The organism is Bacillus tuaregi (assembly GCF_900104575.1).
GTDB classification, from domain to species: Bacteria; Bacillota; Bacilli; order Bacillales; family Cytobacillaceae; genus Bacillus_BD; species Bacillus_BD tuaregi.
Genome location: NZ_LT629731.1, coordinates 3,644,690 through 3,664,991, shown reverse-complemented (window position 1 = coordinate 3,664,991; position 20,302 = coordinate 3,644,690). Strand labels below are relative to the sequence as shown.

Here is a 20,302-nt window from a genome sequence, read left to right as displayed (position 1 = left end):
AGATTGAGATGGGGGTGAGGTGTTGACTCAGGATAAACCGCTTGTCAGGATTCGACGGAGAAAAAAAGAGACAAAAAAACCCTCCATGAACCAGGAAATAAAAGAAATAAGACAGCAGGAAGATTGTAAGTATATTGGAAGGCTAAAAGAATATATCCTCAGCTCTTTTGGCCAAACAGCGGATTTAATGATAGAGCCGATGAAGATAGCAGAAAACGATGGCATGCTGTTTTATCTTTCGACCGCTGTGGACAATAGCCAATTGCAAAATACAATCATGAACAAGCATACCTATCAGCGAACCTCCTTTGATTTAACAACAGAGGAGGGTATAGCAGAATTTTGTGAGCAACTGTTTGCAGGCAGCGGATTTAAATTGGTTCAAAGCCTTGAGGAAGTCAGCGACGAAATGTTAAATGGAAGCATCATCATGGCCCTCAAAACCTTTCCTTCCTATATAACGATATCAATGCCCAATTCGAATATTCGCCAAGTGGCCGAGCCAACCTCGCAGACGGTGATTAGAGGACCAAAAGACAGCTTTGTGGAAATTGCTTCAATTAATATGACCTTAGTGCGGCGCAGAATTCGAAATTCCAATCTGCGCTTTGAAGAGTTCACCCTGGGAAGTGAAACAAAAACAAAGGTGTTTATTGGCTATATGCATGGCATTGCTAATGATAAAATCGTTGAAGAGGTCCGTAGTAGGTTGAACAAAGTAAGGGTTGCCGCCATTTTTGAATCGGGTAATATTGAAGAGCTCATCGAGGATAAAACATTTACGGTCTTTCCTTTGGCTTTTAATACAGAACGTCCAGATACAGTGGCAGGGCAGCTGATGGAAGGTAAAATATGTATTATTGTTGATGGAACACCGTTTACCCTGTTGATTCCGGTTGTGTTTACTGATTTCTTTATTTCCTCTGAGGATTATTATCACCATTACACCATTTCAACCTTCCTCAGAATTATTCGTTATATTTCCTTTATGATTGTTTTGATTGTTCCGTCTGCATATGTGGGAATTTTGACCTTCCATCAGGAGCTGGTGCCTACCCCCTTGCTGATTAATATTATGGCTCAACGTGAAGGCGTACCGTTTCCTGCTGTAGTCGAAGTTCTGATTATGGAATTAACATTTGAAATCCTGAGGGAGGCTGGAATACGTATGCCAAGGGCGGTTGGGCAGACGGTTTCGATTGTTGGGGCACTTGTTATTGGTCAGGCTGCCGCGGAAGCAGGACTTATTTCCAATATTATGGTTATCATTGTGGCAATTACCGCCACAGCTAATTTTGTAGCTCCCGTTTACAGTTTATCTGCAGCAACGAGAATTCTAAGGCTCCTCTTAATTCCTATCGCCGGGTTTTTAGGACTTTATGGGGTACTCTTAGGTTTAGTTGTCATGGTGGCACACTTAAGCTCCTTGCGCTCATTCGGTGTTCCTTATTTAGCGCCCGTAGCACCCTTCAGTCTTAAGGACCAAAAGGATGTCTTTATCCGGTTTCCTTTTTGGGGCATGAATAGAAGGCCAAGCTATTTAAGGACAGAAAAACCAGCTAAACAGGAGCGAACCGGCTCCAATTCGCCTCCAGATATGCAAAGGAGAAATGATGGATGAAAAAGAAACGCATATCCATTGTTCTTATATTGAATATCCTGCTGTTAGCAGGTTGCTGGGATCAGAGAGATCTGGCAACGATATCGCTGGCCATAGGTATGGCGGTAGATATCGGGGATAACGGAAAATACAAATTAACCATCGAAGCGATTAATGCGGCCGAATTAAATGAACAGACAGCAAGCGGAAATTCTCCGACCGTGACGTTTTCTTTAGAAGGAAATACATTGGCTGAGCTTTCACATAAAATGAATATCGGCTTTTCGAAAATATTAGTTTTCTCTCATATGAAAACGGTTGTCATAAGTAAAACACTTGCTGAAAAGGGCATGTTGGAATTTTTGGATTTTCTCGATCGAAATAGGGAAATCAGAGATGACTTTAATTTCATCTTGGTAGATGGGAAAGCAGCAAATGTTTTAAAGGTTTTATATACGCTTCAAAAATCCTCCTCGTTAAAGCTGACTAGGCAATTAAAATCGGCAAAGCTCTGGGGATCTGACCCTGATATTCGATTAACAGATTTTGTTAATGCATTTACCTCCTCCGGACGTCAGCCAGTTATGGCTGCTGTCCGCATCAATGGAGACCCTAAAAAAGGCTCAAGTGTTGAAAATATGCAAAAATCCGATCCTGACGCAATGGTTGAAATCGATTCGCTCGCCATGTTCCGCGGCGAAAAATACGTCGGCACGCTACCGGTTGAGGAAACAAGGGATTACCTTTGGACGCAAGATAAGGTGAAAACAACCATATTCAGCGTTCCGTGCGAGGAGGATATGTACATGGCTGTCAGGGCAACACATTCACGGACAATGGTAAAAGGGTTTGTTCAAAATGGACGTCCGCATATTCAACTGCATATTAGAATAGAAGGCCTCGTGAATAGTAATCAATGCAAGGATCCATTAAATGAAGTTAGCACATACTTGAAATTTGAAAAGCTGTCAGAGGAATATCTAAAAGAGAGAATCGAAAAAATGATTCACCTTGTTCAAAAGGAATACGGAGTGGATATTTTCGGTTTCGGTGAGGTAATTGAACGGGAAAATCCGAAGGCATATAAAAAGCTTCAAGAAAATTGGGATGAGGTCTTTCAGGAAAGTAAAATTGATGTCACGGTAGATGTGAAATTAAGAAGATCAGGGTTATTGTCCAAAGGTCTCCTAGAAAGAGAGGGTACAAAATGAAAAGGGCATCGGCATGATGCCCTTTTTTCATTGTTGTCATACTGATAGAGAACCTTTTAGAAAAAGGTGATATGATAAGAAAGATGGATGATTCGACAATATTACATGGAAGGTCGTATGAAAAGACATGAAATTTGAAACCAGAATTTTGCATCAAACAAACAAGCAAACACGTACAATTAAAAGTAAAATTACCCCTATCTATCAAACTACAGCTTTTACCTTCAATGATTTAGACGAACTTGAAGGTTATTACCAGGGAAATGGGAATTACCTATATTCACGGGTAGGAAATCCGAATACAGATGAGCTCGGTGAAGCAGTTGCCAGATTAGAAGAAGCACCTGCAGGGGTTGCCTCATCCTCAGGCTTGTCAGCGATTCTTGCCGGGATTTTGGCTGTTGTAAAAAGTGGTGATCATATTGTGGCTGCTGATGATTTATACGGCGGCAGCTTTCATTTAATAACCGGGGAGCTAGCAGATTTGGGTGTTGAAGTCACGGTTGTGCCTTTTTCCGATTTGGAAAAAGTAGAAGCAGCTATTCAGAAGCATACAAAGCTGCTTTATACAGAGTCCATTACGAACCCGACATTGCGGGTGGAAAATTTAGAGGCAGTAGTCCATTTAGCGAGGAAATATAGCCTGACAACGTTAGTTGATAACACATTTGCAACCCCATATCATTGTAAGCCATATACGAAAGGGATTGATTTAGTCGTACATAGTGCAACCAAATATATCGGCGGTCACAGTGATGTTACGGCAGGTGTATTGGTGGGTAACGAAGCCTTGATTGAAAAAGCGACCGCTAAAATTGTGAATCTTGGTACCAATCTCAGCCCATTTGAAGCCTGGCTGACCTGCAGGGGAATCAAAACATTGGCCTTAAGAATGAAGGCGCAATCCGCAAATGCCCGAAAGCTTGCCGAGGCATTGCGTGAACATTCATTCATCAAACAGGTGTATTATCCATTTGAGCATGGGGAAGATGGCTATGGTGCCATCGTAACCATTGAACTTCAGGAAACCGTGGATATCAATGGATTTTTCCGCCAGCTTTCATGGGTGAAAATTGCTCCAACCCTTGCAGGAGTTCAAACCATTGTGACTCACCCTTTAACCACTTCGCACCGTGCACTACCGAAGAAAGCACAAGAAGAGCTTGGTATCACAATGGGTCTTGTTCGGATCTCAGTAGGCATTGAAGCGGAAGAAGATATCATTAATGTATTTACCCAGGCATTAGAGAATGCTTAAAACCACCTATACTTCTTAAAAGGCTAAGGAAATTTCCTTAGCTTTTTTTTATTAGAAGAAGGTCTGAACCCGTCTACACCTCAAGACCTACTCGAAAATACATTTTAGGTTCGTTATAGGAATTCCGTGAAAAAGGTAAGATGTAATCAAGAAAGGAGGCAACAAAACATGAAAAAATTTGGGTTGCTTTTAGCTGGAGGTATCGCAGCAATAGTGTTACTGCATAATATTGGACCGATGGTAGGATTGGTGATCAGTTTAGCGATTTTCTACTTTGTCGTCAAACAATTTTTAAAGACAGATTCCATTTTAATGAAAATCGGCTGGGGGTTCATTGGTTTCGTTGCTTTAATGGCATCAGCATCGAATATACCGGCTGTATTAGGAATTGCCGCTGCATACGTTCTATATGTTGTATATAAAAATTGGAATAAACCAAAAAACATTATCGAAGAATCTGATGATCCATTCGTGAATTTTGAAAAGCAATGGTCTCAGCTAAATAAATACTAAAAGAGAATATGGTTTCTTACTACATTAAAAATACCTATAATAAAAGGAGAGAATATCAAATGGCAAATTTATTTACCCGCATTAAAGATACTGTAATGGCAGATTTACATCAGGCGATAGATCATAAGGAGAAAAAAAATCCAATCGCATTGCTAAATCATTATTTACGACAATGCGAGCTAGAAACAGAAAAGGTCCGTAAGCTTGTAGAACGCCAGTATCAATTGAAGGATGAATTTACTCGTGAATATCAAAATGCTGTTGAAATGGCAGCTAAACGTAAACATCAAGCCGAAGTAGCTTCTCAAGCAGGTGAAATGGAGCTTTATCAATTTGCAGCCAATGAACAGCAACATTTCGAAGAGCGTGCTGCCCATATCAATGAATTGATGAATCAGGCAAATGCACAGCTTACAGATTTAGAGCAAAAATATGAGCAAATGAAGCATAAGCTGAAGGATATGAATATCCGCCGCTTGGAATTAATGGGAAGAGAAAATGTGACCCGGGCGAAGCACAAAATGAATCAGGTTCTTGATAACCAAGCGTACTCAAATGGCTCATACTCTCGTTTTCAAGAGATTGAAACATATCTTGACCGTTTAGAGCAAGATGTGAACCGCTCTTATTATCAAAACACAATTGATGAAAGAATTGCCCAGCTAGAAAAACAAACTCCAACATTGAAGCTGGATAAAGAAGAAACAAGTTCAATTTCATAAAAGAAACTGTTATTCTAAAAAGGCGTGGATTACTACGCCTTTTTAGAAACATTTGGAACTCGAGATAGTGAAGATTTTCCTATCATAACTAGAAGGGAGGAATACGGTTTGTTGCAAAAATTAAAAAGTGACTATCTCAGCTGGATTGTCTTAATTGGTGCATTCTTTGTGTTGTTAGATGTGTTCTTTTTTAACCGTGGCTTGATTTTCTCCCTTATCGTTGCGATAGGAATGGTGTATCTGGGGAGAAAACGGATGCCTAGGAAAACAGGAAAGCTACTGTTTTGGGCTGGCTTGTTTCTCCTTTTTATCAATGTTATCAATATGATGGCTGTTAAATTTTTTCTGCTAGCACTGCTATGCTTTCTTATTTTTCAATATATGAACAGGAAACAAAAGACCAATACGATTCTCCCTATCATGAATGAACAAACTGATGAAGCTGGTTATCGCGGGGAAACAATGATAAAGGAGCAGCCGCTGTTTCAAAACCGCTTCTTTGGCAATCAACAAACACCAGACCATGTCTATGAATGGAATGATGTGAACATTCAATGTGGTGTAGGGGACAGTCTCATAGATCTAAGTAACACGGTTTTACCAAAGGGAGAGTCCGATATCTTTATACGTAATATAATGGGGAAGGTCACGGTTTTGATTCCGTATGATGTTGAGGTGAGTGTACAACATTCAGTCCTTTTTGGCTCTGCAAGAATATTGGATTTCTACGAAACTTCTTTAGTCAATCGAATCATTAAAGTAGAAACTTCTCAATATGAGCAAGCGAATCAAAAGGTGAAGATATTCACTTCAATGATGATAGGTGATATTGAGGTGAAGCGCGTATGAGTATAATTATGCGCCAGATTCTCATTGGAGTCGCCTTATCCCTTCTAATCTTCATCTTTGTGGCGGGTGAAACGTTTTTTATTTTTCCATTGCTAAGCTGGAGTGACCTATGGGAAAGGGAAGTACTCGATATCCCTTATATTTTATTTGTTCCGAGTTTCAGTATTGTCATTGGAACTGTATTTGGTTTTTTTTCAGGGCATTATTGGCGGAAGCAGCTTCAAATGATCGATGATAAGCTGCACCAAATCGAAGAGGGAAGACCGTTAGAGAGTGATGGTACTTCGCTTGCTGAAATTGAATCGATTTCAAAAAGAATGAACAAGATCCAAAAGCAAATCGCCGAGCAGGCAAAGGTGTCGCAGCGGTTAGCAACTGAGGCTGCTGAAGAACAGGAAAACCGAATCCAGGAAATCATTTCACAGGAACGAAACCGTCTTGCTCGTGAGCTGCATGATTCGGTCAGCCAGCAGCTATTTGGTGCTTCGATGCTGATGTCAGCAATCAATGAAACTAAGCAGGCTTCAGATGATCGCGAAACAAAGCAGTTGAAGATTGTAGAAGAAATGATTCATCAATCACAGCTCGAGATGCGGGCTTTGCTGCTTCATTTAAGACCTGTTGCATTAAAAGGAAAATCACTTCAGGAAGGAATCGAAGAATTACTAATAGAACTAACTCAAAAGGTTACAATGAACATAAAATGGAAAATAGAGGAGTTCCCAGTTGAAAAGGGCGTCGAGGATCACTTATTTCGTATCCTACAAGAATCTGTATCCAACACGCTTCGTCATGCGAAAGCAAGTCTCTTAGAAGTACTGCTGATTAAAAGAGATGGCTTTATTATTTTAAGAGTGTCTGATGATGGGATTGGGTTTGATGTTGATGAAGACAAAGCCGGGTCCTACGGTATGCAGAATATGCATGACCGAGCCGTTGAAATTGGTGGCAATTTAAAAATTGTTTCATTGAAAAATAAAGGCACCCGGCTTGAAGTAAAAATTCCCGTAATTGAAGGTGAGAATCATGATTAGAGTAATTTTTGTTGATGACCATGAAATGGTAAGAATTGGTGTTTCGTCTTATTTAGCTGCTCAGCCGGATATCGAAGTGGTTGGTGAAGCGGATAACGGGAAAACAGCGATAGATTTAGCGCTCAGCTTAAGACCAGACATCATTTTAATGGATTTAGTCATGAAGGAAATGGACGGAATCGAAGCAACAAGACAGATTATTGCCAAATGGCCGGAAGCAAAAATTATCATTGTCACAAGCTTTTTAGATGATGAGAAGGTTTATCCTGCTCTTGAGGCTGGTGCGACCAGCTATATGCTGAAAACATCCAAGGCTAGTGAAATTGCTGATGCTGTCCGCTCTACATATAGCGGTCAATCGATATTAGAACCAGAAGTAACCGGTAAAATGATGATGAAAATGAGACAGAAGCAGCACTATGAGCTGCATGAGGATTTAACGAGCAGGGAAATGGAAATTCTGCTTCTAATGGCGGAAGGGAAAAGCAATCAGGAAATCGCTGATGAGCTTTTTATCGCTCTCAAAACGGTTAAGACACATGTGAGTAATATTCTTAGTAAATTGCAGGTACAGGACCGAACACAAGCTGTTATCTATGCATTTAAACATTCTCTTGTTCAATAAAAGGCTGCCATTTTGGCAGTCTTTTTTATTGAACAAATCTATAGATTTTGTCTTTTTTATGAAAAGTATTTGGCGTTATTGTGAAGTTGTGAACATGTTTCCAAAAATGTGATTTGTATCACAATCCAACCCGTGACAGAAACCTAATATAAGTGTAGAACAGTAAATAATAGTATTTGTGAAATATTGAGCAAACACAAGCGAATTAGGAGGTTGTAACATTGAATAACAGGAAATTAGTGATGATTGGTAACGGGATGGCGGGAATTAGAACGTTAGAGGAACTATTGAAACTGGCTCCCAATATGTTTGATATAACAGTTTTCGGAAAGGAACCACACCCAAATTATAACCGAATCCAATTATCTACGGTTCTTCAGGGAGATACAACGATTAACGATATAATTATGAATGATTGGACCTGGTACAGTGAAAACGGTATTACACTATACACAGACGAAGAGATTGTTACCATTGATACAAAAAATAAACAGGTAGTATCTAACCTTGGACGAGTAATGGAATATGATGAATTAATTATGGCTACTGGCTCCAATTCATTTATATTGCCAATCCCGGGTGCAGACAAACAGGGAGTTACCGGTTTTCGTGATATTAAGGACTGTGAAACCATGATTAAAGCAGCCAGCACATATAAGAAAGCCGTTGTCATTGGCGGAGGCTTATTAGGACTTGAAGCTGCACGAGGACTGCTAAACCTTGGCATGGAGGTGGATGTTGTTCATTTGATGCCGTATTTAATGGAAAGACAGCTTGACCCAACTGCTTCTAAAATGCTGGAAAAAGAACTCGAGGCACAAGGCATGAACTTCTTAATGGAAAAAGAAACCGCAGAAATCCTTGGGGAGGAAAGAGTAACAGGGCTTCGCTTTAAGGATGGGTCGACTATTGCGGCCGATCTTGTTGTGATGGCGGTGGGAATTAAGCCGAATGTAAAACTTGCAATGGAAAGTGGCATAGAGGTTAACCGTGGTATTGTAGTTAATGATTATATGGAAACCAGCATCGCTAATGTGTATGCAGTCGGTGAATGTGCAGAGCACCGAGAAATAGTTTACGGATTAGTGGCTCCATTGTATGAGCAGGGAAAGGTCCTTGCTGAATTTTTGGCTGGTAAAATGCCTGACCCCTATCAAGGTTCTGTCTTTGGGACTCAATTAAAGGTATCCGGTGTTGATTTATTTTCCGCCGGTGAAATCATGGACGACCCGTCAACAAAAGCCATTAAAGTCCATAATGAATTTGACGGTGTCTATAAAAAAGTATTAATTCGTGATCATCATGTTACCGGAGTGGTTCTCTACGGTGATACGCAAGACAGTACGCGATTATTCAGAATGCTGAATAAAAAAGAGGACATTAGCGGATTAACAAGTGTTTCTATTCTTTCATCAGGCTGTGATGCCCATGCTTCAAATGATGTTGCAGCCATGGCTGACGATGACCTTGTCTGTGGCTGTAACGGGGTTACAAAGGGAACAATTGTCGGTGCTATTCAAGCTAATAATCTAACAACGGTAGATGAAGTCGGAAGCTGTACAAATGCAGGACGTTCCTGCGGACGCTGTAAATCGCTTATTTCAGACCTTTTAGCTTATACGCTCGGTGATGAATATGATCAATCTGCTAAGAAAGCCGGCATTTGTAGCTGTACCCAATTAAGCAGAGATGAAGTGGTGACAGAAATAAAAGAAAAAGGTTTAACAAGTGTCAAGGAAGTCATGAATGTGTTGGGCTGGAGAAATGAGGAAGGCTGCTCTAAATGTCGCCCAGCCATCAACTATTATCTAGGCATGATTAACATTGAAGACTACCAAGATGACCGTGATTCACGTCTTGTTAATGAAAAGATGCATGCCAATATTCAAAAGGACGGCACCTATACGGTTGTTCCAAGAATGTATGGCGGTGTAACAAACGCAAAGGATTTGAAAACCATCGCTGAAGTAGCGGAAAAGTATGATGTTCCGTTAGTTAAATTAACAGGAGGTCAGCGAATCGGATTATTTGGCTTGAAAAAGGAAGATTTACCAAGTGTATGGGAAGATCTAGGCATGCCGTCAGGCTACGCATACGGTAAGACCTTAAGAACCGTCAAAACATGTGTAGGGGCGAAATATTGCCGTTATGGCACGCAGGACTCAATGGGGCTCGGAATTGAACTAGAAAAGAAGTTTGAGCGTCTAGACACACCTCATAAAGTAAAAATGGGCGTATCAGGCTGTCCGCGCAACTGTGCAGAGGCAGGCATTAAGGATATCGGCTTTGTTGGTGTAGACGGAGGCTGGGAAATTTATGTCGGTGGTAACGGCGGTACAGACCTTCGTGCCGGGGATTTACTCGGTCAGGTAGAAACAGAAGCAGAAGCTATGGAGCTGACAGGTGCTTATCTTCAATATTATCGTGAAACAGCAGAATATTTAGAACGTACATCCAAGTGGCTTGAGCGTGTAGGTCTTGACCATATCAAAGAAGTGCTGGCGGATGGGGAAACAAGACAGGTGTTAAATGAGCGTATGGATAAAACGCTTGATCGCTATCGTGAGCCATGGCAGGAAGCCATTCAAAATAAGGACATTAGAGATAAGTATTATCAAAAACAGGAAGTTAGGGTTCCAGTAAAATAGATTTTTAATGAAAATGAAAAAATAGAAATGATAGGTGGATAAAAGACTATGACAAGTAGAATAGAACTAGCAAACTATTCCACTCTTCCGGAAAGAACCGGTCAAGTATTTACGATTGAAGGGCAGGAAATTGTTTTGTTTCGGTTAACAAATGGAGATGTACGTGCGATTGAAAATCGCAGTCCGCATCCAAAGGGAGGTACATTGGCAGACGGTCTTATCAGTGGTGAATATGTATTCTGTCCAGTTTATGACTGGAAAATCTCGCTGACGGATGGACAGGTTCAGGCACCGGACACTGGTCAGGTAAAGATATTCCCTCTAGAAGTTTCCGATGACAAAGTCTATATTATTGTATAATGTAAAAAGAGAAAAACATGTAGAGGGTGTCATAATGGACACCCTCCTTTGTATATTTGTATTTTTGGAAGGATGACCATATATGAACAAGGGAAAAGTGTTTTTAGTTGGCGCAGGACCGGGAGATATTGGCTTAATTACCGTCAAGGGGCTCGAGGCGATTAAGCAGGCGGAAGTTATTTTATATGACCGTTTGGCAAATCCTAAATTACTTGATTTTGCACCTTTCGGCTGTGAACTGATTTATTGCGGGAAGCTGCCTGATCGGCATACACTTAGGCAGGATGGGATTAATAGTCTATTAGTGGATAAAGCATTGGAAGGAAAACGAGTTGTTCGCTTGAAGGGTGGCGACCCGGGTGTTTTTGGCCGTGTTGGTGAAGAAGCTGAAGCGTTAGCGGCCGCAGGTATCCAATATGAGATGATACCAGGGATTTCCTCTGGCATTGCCGCTCCACTTTATGCAGGTATACCGGTAACTCATAGACAATTTGGCGAGACATTTGCCGTTGTGACGGCACATGACCAATCGAAGGAAGGAAAGCCGGTCCTTGATTGGAAGGCACTTGCGAGCGGGATTGATACGATTGCCTTTTATATGGGGGTCAAAAACCTTCCGTATATTTGCCAAAGCTTGATGGAGAATGGCAAATCACCAGATACCCCTGTGATTTTGATTCAATGGGGTACCTTTAGCCGACAGAAGACATTGGAGGGGACGCTGTCAACGATTGCGGAACGAGCATCGGCAGTGCAATTCAGTAATCCCGCCATTACTCTTGTTGGAGATATTGTTTCATTGCGTGAAAAGATTAGCTGGTTTGAGAAAAAACCATTAGTTGGACGTCAAATCCTATTGGCAAGAACAGGTATCCATTCAAGTGGGCTATCTCAGTCATTGACAGAGCAAGGGGCAGATGTGATTGAATTTCCAAAATGGAAAAATGCTGAGGTTCCGGTTAATTACGATGTGTTACATCACCTTTCTTTCTATGAAGAAATCCTGTTTACCTCTGTTGAAAGTGTGGAAGAGTTTTTCCAGCTCTTAATGAAAGAACAGATTGATATACGCAGTCTATCTGCTGAGTTATATGGATTATCCAAGAAGACGGTCAACGCCTTGAAGGAAAGGGGCTTGCTAGCTGATGTTACTGACCATCTCTTTCAAAATGAAACCCTCCTGGTTGTAGGAGACAGCCGTATTGCACATAAATATAGAAATTGTAACCTATTAATCACGAGCGAAAAGGTTGTTGATGAAACGTATTTACCGATTCTAAAAAGAATTCTTACCGATGCAAAGCCGGATAGTATTATTTTTCCAAGTGCACAATCGGTCAAAATGTTCTTTGAGGAGGAATTAGTTGTGGACCTTTTCCCAGAAGAATTTCTTCAGGGAGTCAAGGTCATTTGTATGGGGGAGCGGTCGACAATGGCAGCGCAATTTTACGGCGTAGACCCAGCTGCAACGGCAGAAGCACCAACAAGAGAGGCCTTAATCGAGGCAATCAAAAAGATCGAACAGCATGGTTAATGGATGAAGGTGATAATGGATGGAATATTACCCAATTAATTTGAATTTGGAAGGCAAAAAGACAGTTGTTATTGGCGGCGGGAAGGTAGCGGAAAGAAAGGTCCGCGGGCTTTTAGAGGCAAAAGCGGATATTACCGTTATCAGCCCTAAGCTGACTGAGGGACTGTACCATTATCAACAGCTGGGTACAATTAAATGGAAGGAAAAAAGCTTTTCCTCTGATGACATTACAGAAGCTTTTCTAATCATTTCGGCGGTGAATCATCCTGAGGTCAGCTTGGCAGTGAAAAAGGCAGCAGGACCTAACCAGTTAATCAACCTTGCCGACCGTCCCGAGGAATCGAACTTTATTCTTCCATCATCATTCAAACAAGGAAGGCTGAGCATAACGGTTTCAACATCCGGTGCGAGCCCTATTCTGGCGAAAAAGATTAAGCATAAACTTTCGAAGAAGTATGGTGCGGATTATAAGGAATATCTTGATTTCCTGTATGATAGCCGGAAATGGATTCTTCGAGAAGTAACCGATGCAAAAATAAAGCAGCAGCTATTAACAGCCATTACGGAGGACAATTTCTTAAATAGTATCAATCGAGAAAATGACTTCCAAGAATTGCTATCTAAGTATCTGAAATCATAAACCCGGTGCCTGACACCCTAAAGCGCTTCTGTCTTTTTAGGGTGTCAGGCACCGGGTTTTTATTTGTTTTACGTTTAGTAGATAAATTTGCATACATATTTCACAATTTTCACACAAGTAGTTGATACAGTTATACTGGTTAACATTTCTTAAGGGGATGAGCTAGTGACGAGATGGAACCTCTTGTTTTTTGGTATGCTTTTGCTGACTTTTCTATCAGTTCCCGCAGTTGCGGCGTCGGCAGAAGGTCTGCAGGAACAAATTGATGCAACACCAAGTGGCGGGAAGCTTGTGTTGGATGATGGCGTATATGAAGAGTCTCTGTTGTTAACGAAGCCAATCACAATTGAAGGGACAGCTAGGACCATCATTTCAAACTGTACAGATGAAGCGGTTATCACAATGAACGGGAATGGAGTTACACTTAAGAATCTACAGGTTGAAAGCTGCAATGCTACTGGGGGAGCAGCAGCTATTTTTATAAAAGGGGCGGATCATACTTTAGATAATATTCGAATTAACACCGTACAATTTGGAATTAAATTGGATGAAGCGTTTGCAACGTCCATTTCCAGTGTAGTGATTAAGGGGCAAGGAAATGAAAATGGGATTGACCTTTGGAAATCCTCAGATAATCTGATAACCAATACTACCATTGATAAAGTCTATGATGGAATCTATCTTGAGAACAGCCATGGCAATCAATTGATTGAAAATAAGGCTACACATGCACGTTATGGGTACCATCTTATGTTTTCTAACGGCAATGTCCTGAAGGGGAATCATTCCAGTGAAAACACGACTGGAGCCATGATTATGAGTACAAAGGATACGGTGGTAGAGGATAATCAATTGGTTTCCAATAATGAAAATGTTCACGCTCAGGGACTGCTGTTATACGATACTTACAATGCCGTAATTAGAAATAATAATATCAGCTATAACCGGGTCGGATTATTCTTAGATACCTCTAATCAAAATCTGCTTGAAAACAATCTAGTTGCTCAAAACTTTATCGGGATGCAATTAAGGGAGTTCCATGAAAATGAAATAAGAGATAACAGTATGATTGGAAATGTATATGACTCACAAGCTGTTAACAGTCAGGATAATCATATTTATGAGAACTATTGGGACTCCTCGATGAAGTTAGATGCAGAGGGAAATGGAGTAAGCATGATCCCATACACCTCAGATCCTTACTTTTTATCGATTACAAACTCTGCCCCTGAATTTCAACTGTTTTTTCATGCACCGGGAATGCTTGTGCTGCAAAAGCTGTTGAAAAGTCAGGAGGAAGCTTTATTGCGAGATGATTCACCAAAAATGACTGCTACCAAAGCGTTAGAGCCGGAAGCGGTGTCGGTTGGGTGGTTGTGGCTAGTGAGTCTGACGATGCTATTAGTCAGTTTGTTTTATTTCTTATGGGGGAGGAAGGCTTTGTGAAAAAATTATTGCTCATATGTTTGTCAGGAGTGCTATTATTCATTATTTCAGGGTGCGGGTCTAAGGAGATAGAGCCGAGAGCAATTGATGAAAAAAATGATAAATGTATCCAATGTCATATGTCTGTCGTAGATGATCAATTTGCGACACAGTTAACGCTAGAAAATGGAAAAACCCATACCTTTGATGATATTGGCTGTATGGCTTTATGGGTGAAGGAAAATAAAGACCAGAAAGTAGCTGCACAATTTGTCCGTGATTATGAAACAAAAGAATGGATTCTTTTAGAAGACGCTTATTATGTTTATGATGAGTCCATCAAAACACCAATGGCTTATAACGTCATTTCCTTTGCAAATGAACAAAAAGCTACGGATTTTGCTAGTGAAATTAATGCGCAGGTGATGACAAGTGCTGAACTCGACAATCACCAATGGGACATGAATAATGACATGATGATGAAGATAAAAGAGGAAATGGGAGCAGGAGCTTCTGAGCATTCTCATGATCATGGGGAAGCTGAAGAATCTCATCATGATAGTGAATGAATGGAGCACTCTCACCACTAAGGGGATGAGAATGCCTGGAACTCTTTGTTGAAATGAGGGTATGGTATGTGGACAATTGGGAGATTTGAATGGAGAATGACACTACGTCAAAAAACCTCTTATGTATTTCTTTTTTTATGGACCTTCGTACTGCTTTTGATCTTTATGTTGGTTAAAAATTCGCCTGCCGTTACAAGCTATACAAATATTACCGGTGCAGCTGTTAATCTACTGCTCTATTTGCTGCCGTTGTTTATGCTGATTATCGGCTCATTCGCGGTGGCCTCCGAAAAGGAAAACGGACAATGGAAGCTATTAACCACTTATCCTATCTCATCGTTTTCTTTTCTAGTTGGCAAGACGCTTGGGCAATTAATGGCACAAACTATTATCTTTACATTAAGCTTTGGCATTAGTCTTACACTAGCACTAGTTTTTCAAATTAGTATCGGTCTGAAATGGATACTGGCCGTTTATGTATTTGCACTTCTATTACTTGCAGTTTTTTTAGTAATAGGTGTTGTAATGGGCTCTTTTTCAAAAAGCAGATGGCAGGCTCTTGCAGGTTCAGTCGCCATTTGGTTTGTCTTGATTATGATTTGGCCGACAGCGTTAATCAGCGTGCTGAATCTTGTTCCCTATACGATGATTTCACCGGTTATGCACGGGTTATTATGGGTGAATCCGGCTGAATTGCTTCGTGTCGTTTTTGTTGTCCAAATGGACGGAGGCTCTGTTTTCGGTCAGGCCTATGATATGCTTGTCACATTTTTGAAAAAGGATATGGCTGTTCCGATCCTTATTCTCTATTTATTATTATTTTCGGGACTATTGCTCTTCCTTTCAGCGTGGCGACTGGAAAGGAGAAAGGCTTTATGAATCAGCTTGAATTGCAGAATATATCTAAGAACTATAAGAAGAAACAGGTGCTAGAACCGTTATCGCTGACGGCTAATAAAGGCGAATGTATTGTGTTAAGTGGTGGAAACGGAGCTGGGAAAAGTACGCTTCTTTCTATTATTGCTGGGATATTAGCGCCGTCGAGTGGGACTGTGTCGTTAAATGGCATCAGCCTAGAGAGCCATCGAAGGTCGTATGTAGAGCAAATCGGCTACATGCCGGATGATTTTCTCGCAGATCCTACCATGACAGTAAGAGAGTTCCTTTTGTTTTATGCATCGTTACGAAAAATCAATAAAAAAAGAGTTGAGGAGGTACTTGCGTTAGTAGGCTTAGAAGAGCAGCGCAATTACCGAATAACAGGATTGTCAAAAGGGATGCGCCAGCGTCTCCTGTTTGGTCAGGCCTGGTTGGGTAAGCCAGCACTACTTCTCCTCGATGAGCCGACAAATGGACTTGATCCCTATTGGGTAAATGCCTTTGTACAGCATATCAAAGCCATTAAAAATAGTGGAACAATCGTCATTTTTTCAACCCATATGATGGATGTCGCCGCTGAAACAGCTGACCGTATCCTCTTTATGAAGGCTGGAAAAGTCATGGAGCAGCTGACAGAGCTTACATCGAAGGAAGAAGTAGTTATGGAGCTCCTTAAGCTTCAACGAGTAGTATAAAAAGCAGTAAACATATGGACTCGCATAGGAAAGATTCTCGTATGCGAGTCTTTTTGTGTTTCAGCAATTATTTTATTCTCCTTCGCTTCTTATTAATATCCTGAGGACTTGTCTCATATGCTGTATAGAATATCAGTTTCCTAAAACAGGTGTGGGATATTCCAATATTGGAATTAGAATAAAGGAGAGGCGTATGAATTCATTTTTTAAAGGAACTCTTTTACTTATTGCTGCAGCCTGTATTGGAGAAGTCGTGGAATTTATTATTAATATGGTTTTGGCCAGGGAGCTGGGTGAAAAAGGACTCGGTATGTATATGGCCATCCTGCCGACCGTCTTTTTAATTGTCCTTCTTGCCAGCTTTGAGATGCCTGTCTCCATTTCAAAGTTTATTGCGGAACGGGACAAAAGAATTCATCAAAGCATGTTAAGTCATGTTCTAAAATGGACCATAATGATGACTGCCATCTTAATGGTAGTAGTATCTATCATTCTACCATTCGTCCCTGCATTTGATCAGTACCACCCTATCTTCAGGTGGTTGGTTCTGATTCTCATACCGATTGTCTCCTTCACCTCAATTGCCAGAGGTTATTTTATGGGGAAATCAGATATGGGAAAAATTGCTCTTTCTAACTTTCTGCGGAAATTAGTGCAGCTTCTCTTACTGGTTTACTTATTCCATCTTTTTGATTTTGAGATTAAAGCCGCAGTGCTAATTGCCTTTTGTACGCTTATTGGTAGCGACCTTGTTGTTTTTGTCTATTTATTCCATGTATTCATGGTTCAGTACCACTATATGAAAAAACAACCGTCCAAAAGGCTTCATAGTAAAGTGGTTATGAAAAATTTAATGGAAGTATCTGTCCCAACAACAGCTCTAAGGGTTTTTCATGCCTTTACTTCTGCATTAGAGCCATTCTTAATTACAGGGGCGCTGTTTTATGCAGGTGTCAGCAAGGATATCGCGACAGAGCAGTTTGGTATGGTAGCAGGAATCGCGATGGTGATTGGTTCCTTTCCAACTTTTATTTCACATTCCTTATTGATTATGCTGATACCGACGATATCAAAAGCAAATGCAGAAAGGAATACAGCCTACCTGCAAAAGCTGCTTAAGCAGGTGATGCTGGGAACCTTTGCTTATGGAATACCGGCTGTCCTCGTATGCTATTTCTTTGCTGAACCATTAACCACAACCTTCTTTCACTCTACAGGTGCTGCTCGTTATTTGCAGCTATTATGGCCATGCTTTCTTTTCCGTTTTTTTGTCTTGCCCCTTCAGGCTTACCTAATAGGTCTTGGATTAATGAAGGAAGCCTTTTTACATGCCGTTTGGGCAACCATTACAGCCTTTCTCATCATCTATTTCCTTGGCTCGAAGGCAAGCTTTCAGATGGACGGAGTGATTATTGGCATTAATACAGAAGCGATATTATTAACCTTGCTGCATTACGTTGCGGTATGTAAAAAAATCGGTGTCTCTGTTTTCATGCTACCGCTTAGTCGAGTAAAGTCTTCCTGAAATATTTTTCTTTTTAGGAAGGAACAGGATAATTTACGTCTAATTAATGAGAATAACTAATTTTATTCGATAGAGAAACGCAAATAGGAATGAATCTATACGAGGAGGCGGAAGGTTGAATCCAATGCTGACACTGCCTGTTGTCGATGCTGGTAGGAAGATGGAGTTTGAAGAAATCGTTCGAGATTATGGAGTAGGCGTTTTTAGATATCTTTACTCAATAGTTGGACAGAGGGAATTAGCAGAGGATCTTTATCAAGAAGTGATGCTATCAGCATATGTAGGCTTTTCTTCATTAAAAAATACAGCAAAGGTTAAAAGCTGGCTTTGTAAAATCGCGATAAACAAATGTCGTGATTATTGGCGGAAGGAAATATCAATAAAAGCATTTTGGGAAGAAAAGGTTCATTTGTATTATCAGCAAGAGCATCATCAGCCACATGCACCTGAAGAAAGATTTTTTCATAAATATGTTAAGGAGATACTAGTTAAGGCAATTCGTGAGCTGCCGGAAAGATATCAGGAGCCGCTGTTTTTATATTACTTTTGCGGCTGGTCACTGGCTGAGATTAGTGACCAGAAAAGGCTTCCCTTATCAACGGTGAAAACCAGGATGAAACGTGCAAAAGATCAATTGCGTAAAAAGGTCATTTTATTGAGTTAAGACTGGAATTATATGTTATTATGCAAATAAATTTTAGACTAGGTATTTCCCCATATTTTGTATTCCGATAGAGTTTGGTATGATTGAAAGAAATACATACGAACTAAAAGGAGCACTTAATATGGAAAATGGTAAATATTGTTGCGAATCATTAGCAGTAAAAACGAGTCTTGTTTCACCTCCTGATACAAACATACACGGAACGATGTTTGGTGGAAAGCTGATGGCATACATTGATGATATTTCTGCTATTGCAGCAATGCGTCATGCTCGTAAGCCGGTTGTGACTGCATCGAGTGATTCAGTTGATTTTCTCTATCCTATTCACGAAGGAAATTCAGTTTGTCTAGAAGCATACGTAACTTATACAGGCAGAACATCTATGGAGGTATTCGTAAAGGTTGTTTCTGAAAATATTGTGAGTGGTGAGAGACATGTATGTGCCGTTTCCTTTCTAACCTTTGTTGCACTTGATGAAGCTGGTAAACCGTCTGAGGTCCCTCAGGTTATTCCTCAGACAGAGGAAGAAAAGCATTTACACGAAACCGCAAAGGAAAGACTGGAAATACGTAAAAAGAGAAGAAAAGATAGTGAAGAACGAGCTAAACGATTTGGAACGACCTATCCGTGGTCAAACAGAGCTGAATAATAAAAAGAGCATTAAAGAGACTGTAGTACAGTCACCTTAATGCTCTTTTTATTATGATTCATGTTTTTCGTCTGTTCGGGATATTATCGCTTGGTTCTCCTTAAGTAAGTCTCGAATTTCAGCTAATAATTCCTCTGTTTTGTCAATGACAGGTGCAGCCTCGGTAGCTTCTTCCTTTTTCTTGAAGCGGCTCAGAAAGCGAATAAAGAGAAAAATCGAGAGAGAGATAATGAAAAAATCAACTACAGTTTGCAGAAAGGCTCCATATTTTATATTGACGTCAATGAAGGTATATTCGAGCTTTGAGAAATCTACACCTCCAAGTAAAATCCCCACAAGCGGCATGATTAAGTCCTCGACAAGAGAGGAGACTATTTTTCCAAAGGCACCACCAATGATAACGCCGACGGCTAAATCTAATACATTTCCCTTTAAGGCAAATTTTTTGAATTCAGACCACATCTCGAATTTCCACTCCTTTTATTTTTAGCTAGTATTAATATTCATTAAAAAAGCCTGTGATATTTATGAAAAAAGATATCACAGACTTCCTTATAGTTATACGGTTATTTTAAATCCCATTTCTTTCGATTAATATTTAATAGTAAATGAATGAAAGTTCTCAGTGACTTCGCTTTCTGTTATTTCCATATCAGTAATTTTTGAAAAGGGGTTGCCAATACGAAGTTCCTCTACGAATGGATCAAGCTGGTCCTTACTCCCTACAGCTATAATTTCTACTGAATCATCAGCTAAGTTTTTTGCCCAACCTGTTACTCCATATTGGACAGCTTTCATTTGTGAAAAGTAACGATAGCCTACGCCCTGTACTTTTCCAGATACAATAATATGCAACTGGATCATTCTTACCCCTCCGGTTAACTTTTGCGCTCTTACTCCTA

21 protein-coding genes are annotated in these 20,302 nt (G+C 40.4%); 19 read left to right on the top strand and 2 right to left on the bottom strand.

Features of this window, described 5'->3' with window-relative positions:
* Positions 1 to 19: 19 nt before the first annotated feature.
* The 19 genes from BQ5321_RS20085 to BQ5321_RS19995 all read left to right on the top strand — a co-directional run bounded on the left by BQ5321_RS20085 (position 20) and on the right by BQ5321_RS19995 (position 19,400).
* Positions 20 to 1,621, top strand: a complete 1,602-nt coding sequence (locus BQ5321_RS20085) for a spore germination protein (protein ID WP_071396168.1) — start codon at positions 20 to 22, stop codon at positions 1,619 to 1,621.
* The gene (locus BQ5321_RS20080) at positions 1,618 to 2,811 is read left to right on the top strand and encodes a Ger(x)C family spore germination protein (protein ID WP_071396167.1); all 1,194 of its coding nucleotides are present in this window, start codon (positions 1,618 to 1,620) and stop codon (positions 2,809 to 2,811) included. Before BQ5321_RS20085 ends, BQ5321_RS20080 begins: the two co-directional genes overlap by 4 nt.
* Positions 2,812 to 2,938: 127 nt before the next feature.
* On the top strand, positions 2,939 to 4,069 hold the full coding sequence (locus tag BQ5321_RS20075) for a trans-sulfuration enzyme family protein (RefSeq protein WP_071396166.1): 1,131 nt from the start codon (positions 2,939 to 2,941) through the stop codon (positions 4,067 to 4,069).
* A gap of 168 nt (positions 4,070 to 4,237) precedes the next feature.
* A complete protein-coding gene (locus tag BQ5321_RS20070) occupies positions 4,238 to 4,582 on the top strand; it encodes a lmo0954 family membrane protein (protein WP_071396165.1) in 345 nt (114 codons plus the stop codon).
* A gap of 59 nt (positions 4,583 to 4,641) precedes the next feature.
* A complete protein-coding gene (locus tag BQ5321_RS20065) occupies positions 4,642 to 5,304 on the top strand; it encodes a PspA/IM30 family protein (protein WP_071396164.1) in 663 nt (220 codons plus the stop codon).
* A 108-nt stretch (positions 5,305 to 5,412) separates the two neighbouring features.
* Positions 5,413 to 6,153 (top strand): cell wall-active antibiotics response protein LiaF, encoded by a 741-nt coding sequence (liaF, locus tag BQ5321_RS20060; RefSeq protein ID WP_071396163.1) that lies wholly within the window; start codon positions 5,413 to 5,415, stop codon positions 6,151 to 6,153.
* Complete coding sequence (locus BQ5321_RS20055; protein ID WP_071396162.1) at positions 6,150 to 7,187, top strand: sensor histidine kinase; 1,038 nt, start codon at positions 6,150 to 6,152, stop codon at positions 7,185 to 7,187. The genes liaF and BQ5321_RS20055 overlap by 4 nt, the downstream gene beginning before the upstream one ends.
* Complete coding sequence (locus tag BQ5321_RS20050) at positions 7,180 to 7,812, top strand: response regulator transcription factor (RefSeq protein ID WP_071396161.1); 633 nt, start codon at positions 7,180 to 7,182, stop codon at positions 7,810 to 7,812. Before BQ5321_RS20055 ends, BQ5321_RS20050 begins: the two co-directional genes overlap by 8 nt.
* Positions 7,813 to 8,033: 221 nt before the next feature.
* Positions 8,034 to 10,460 carry a nitrite reductase large subunit NirB gene (gene nirB, locus BQ5321_RS20045; protein ID WP_234978432.1) on the top strand — a complete coding sequence of 809 codons (2,427 nt, stop codon included), beginning with the start codon at positions 8,034 to 8,036 and terminating at the stop codon, positions 10,458 to 10,460.
* 48 nt (positions 10,461 to 10,508) lie between these two features.
* Positions 10,509 to 10,820 (top strand): nitrite reductase small subunit NirD, encoded by a 312-nt coding sequence (nirD, locus tag BQ5321_RS20040; protein ID WP_071396160.1) that lies wholly within the window; start codon positions 10,509 to 10,511, stop codon positions 10,818 to 10,820.
* A gap of 82 nt (positions 10,821 to 10,902) precedes the next feature.
* On the top strand, positions 10,903 to 12,354 hold the full coding sequence (cobA, locus tag BQ5321_RS20035) for a uroporphyrinogen-III C-methyltransferase (protein WP_071396159.1): 1,452 nt from the start codon (positions 10,903 to 10,905) through the stop codon (positions 12,352 to 12,354).
* 19 nt (positions 12,355 to 12,373) lie between these two features.
* On the top strand, positions 12,374 to 12,994 hold the full coding sequence (locus BQ5321_RS20030) for a precorrin-2 dehydrogenase/sirohydrochlorin ferrochelatase family protein (protein WP_071396158.1): 621 nt from the start codon (positions 12,374 to 12,376) through the stop codon (positions 12,992 to 12,994).
* 165 nt (positions 12,995 to 13,159) lie between these two features.
* The gene (locus BQ5321_RS20025) at positions 13,160 to 14,440 is read left to right on the top strand and encodes a right-handed parallel beta-helix repeat-containing protein (RefSeq protein WP_084786868.1); all 1,281 of its coding nucleotides are present in this window, start codon (positions 13,160 to 13,162) and stop codon (positions 14,438 to 14,440) included.
* Positions 14,437 to 14,988: a nitrous oxide reductase accessory protein NosL gene (locus BQ5321_RS20020; protein WP_234978431.1), complete on the top strand. Its 552-nt coding sequence runs from the start codon at positions 14,437 to 14,439 to the stop codon at positions 14,986 to 14,988. The genes BQ5321_RS20025 and BQ5321_RS20020 overlap by 4 nt, the downstream gene beginning before the upstream one ends.
* A gap of 66 nt (positions 14,989 to 15,054) precedes the next feature.
* A complete protein-coding gene (locus tag BQ5321_RS20015) occupies positions 15,055 to 15,867 on the top strand; it encodes an ABC transporter permease (protein ID WP_071396156.1) in 813 nt (270 codons plus the stop codon).
* Positions 15,864 to 16,562, top strand: a complete 699-nt coding sequence (locus tag BQ5321_RS20010; protein WP_071396155.1) for an ABC transporter ATP-binding protein — start codon at positions 15,864 to 15,866, stop codon at positions 16,560 to 16,562. The genes BQ5321_RS20015 and BQ5321_RS20010 overlap by 4 nt, the downstream gene beginning before the upstream one ends.
* Before the next feature lie 193 nt (positions 16,563 to 16,755).
* Positions 16,756 to 18,087, top strand: a complete 1,332-nt coding sequence (locus BQ5321_RS20005) for an oligosaccharide flippase family protein (RefSeq protein ID WP_071396154.1) — start codon at positions 16,756 to 16,758, stop codon at positions 18,085 to 18,087.
* Positions 18,088 to 18,211: 124 nt separating this feature from the next.
* Positions 18,212 to 18,751: an RNA polymerase sigma factor gene (locus BQ5321_RS20000; RefSeq protein ID WP_071396992.1), complete on the top strand. Its 540-nt coding sequence runs from the start codon at positions 18,212 to 18,214 to the stop codon at positions 18,749 to 18,751.
* Positions 18,752 to 18,872: 121 nt separating this feature from the next.
* Positions 18,873 to 19,400 (top strand): acyl-CoA thioesterase, encoded by a 528-nt coding sequence (locus BQ5321_RS19995; RefSeq protein ID WP_071396153.1) that lies wholly within the window; start codon positions 18,873 to 18,875, stop codon positions 19,398 to 19,400.
* Between the two features lie 51 nt (positions 19,401 to 19,451).
* Here the strand turns inward: BQ5321_RS19995 and mscL are convergent, their stop codons facing one another.
* Positions 19,452 to 19,862: a large conductance mechanosensitive channel protein MscL gene (gene mscL / locus BQ5321_RS19990; RefSeq protein WP_071396152.1), complete on the bottom strand. Its 411-nt coding sequence runs from the start codon at positions 19,860 to 19,862 to the stop codon at positions 19,452 to 19,454.
* Positions 19,863 to 19,991: 129 nt separating this feature from the next.
* A complete protein-coding gene (locus tag BQ5321_RS19985; RefSeq protein WP_071396151.1) occupies positions 19,992 to 20,264 on the bottom strand; it encodes an acylphosphatase in 273 nt (90 codons plus the stop codon).
* Between the last annotated feature and the right edge of the window lie 38 nt (positions 20,265 to 20,302).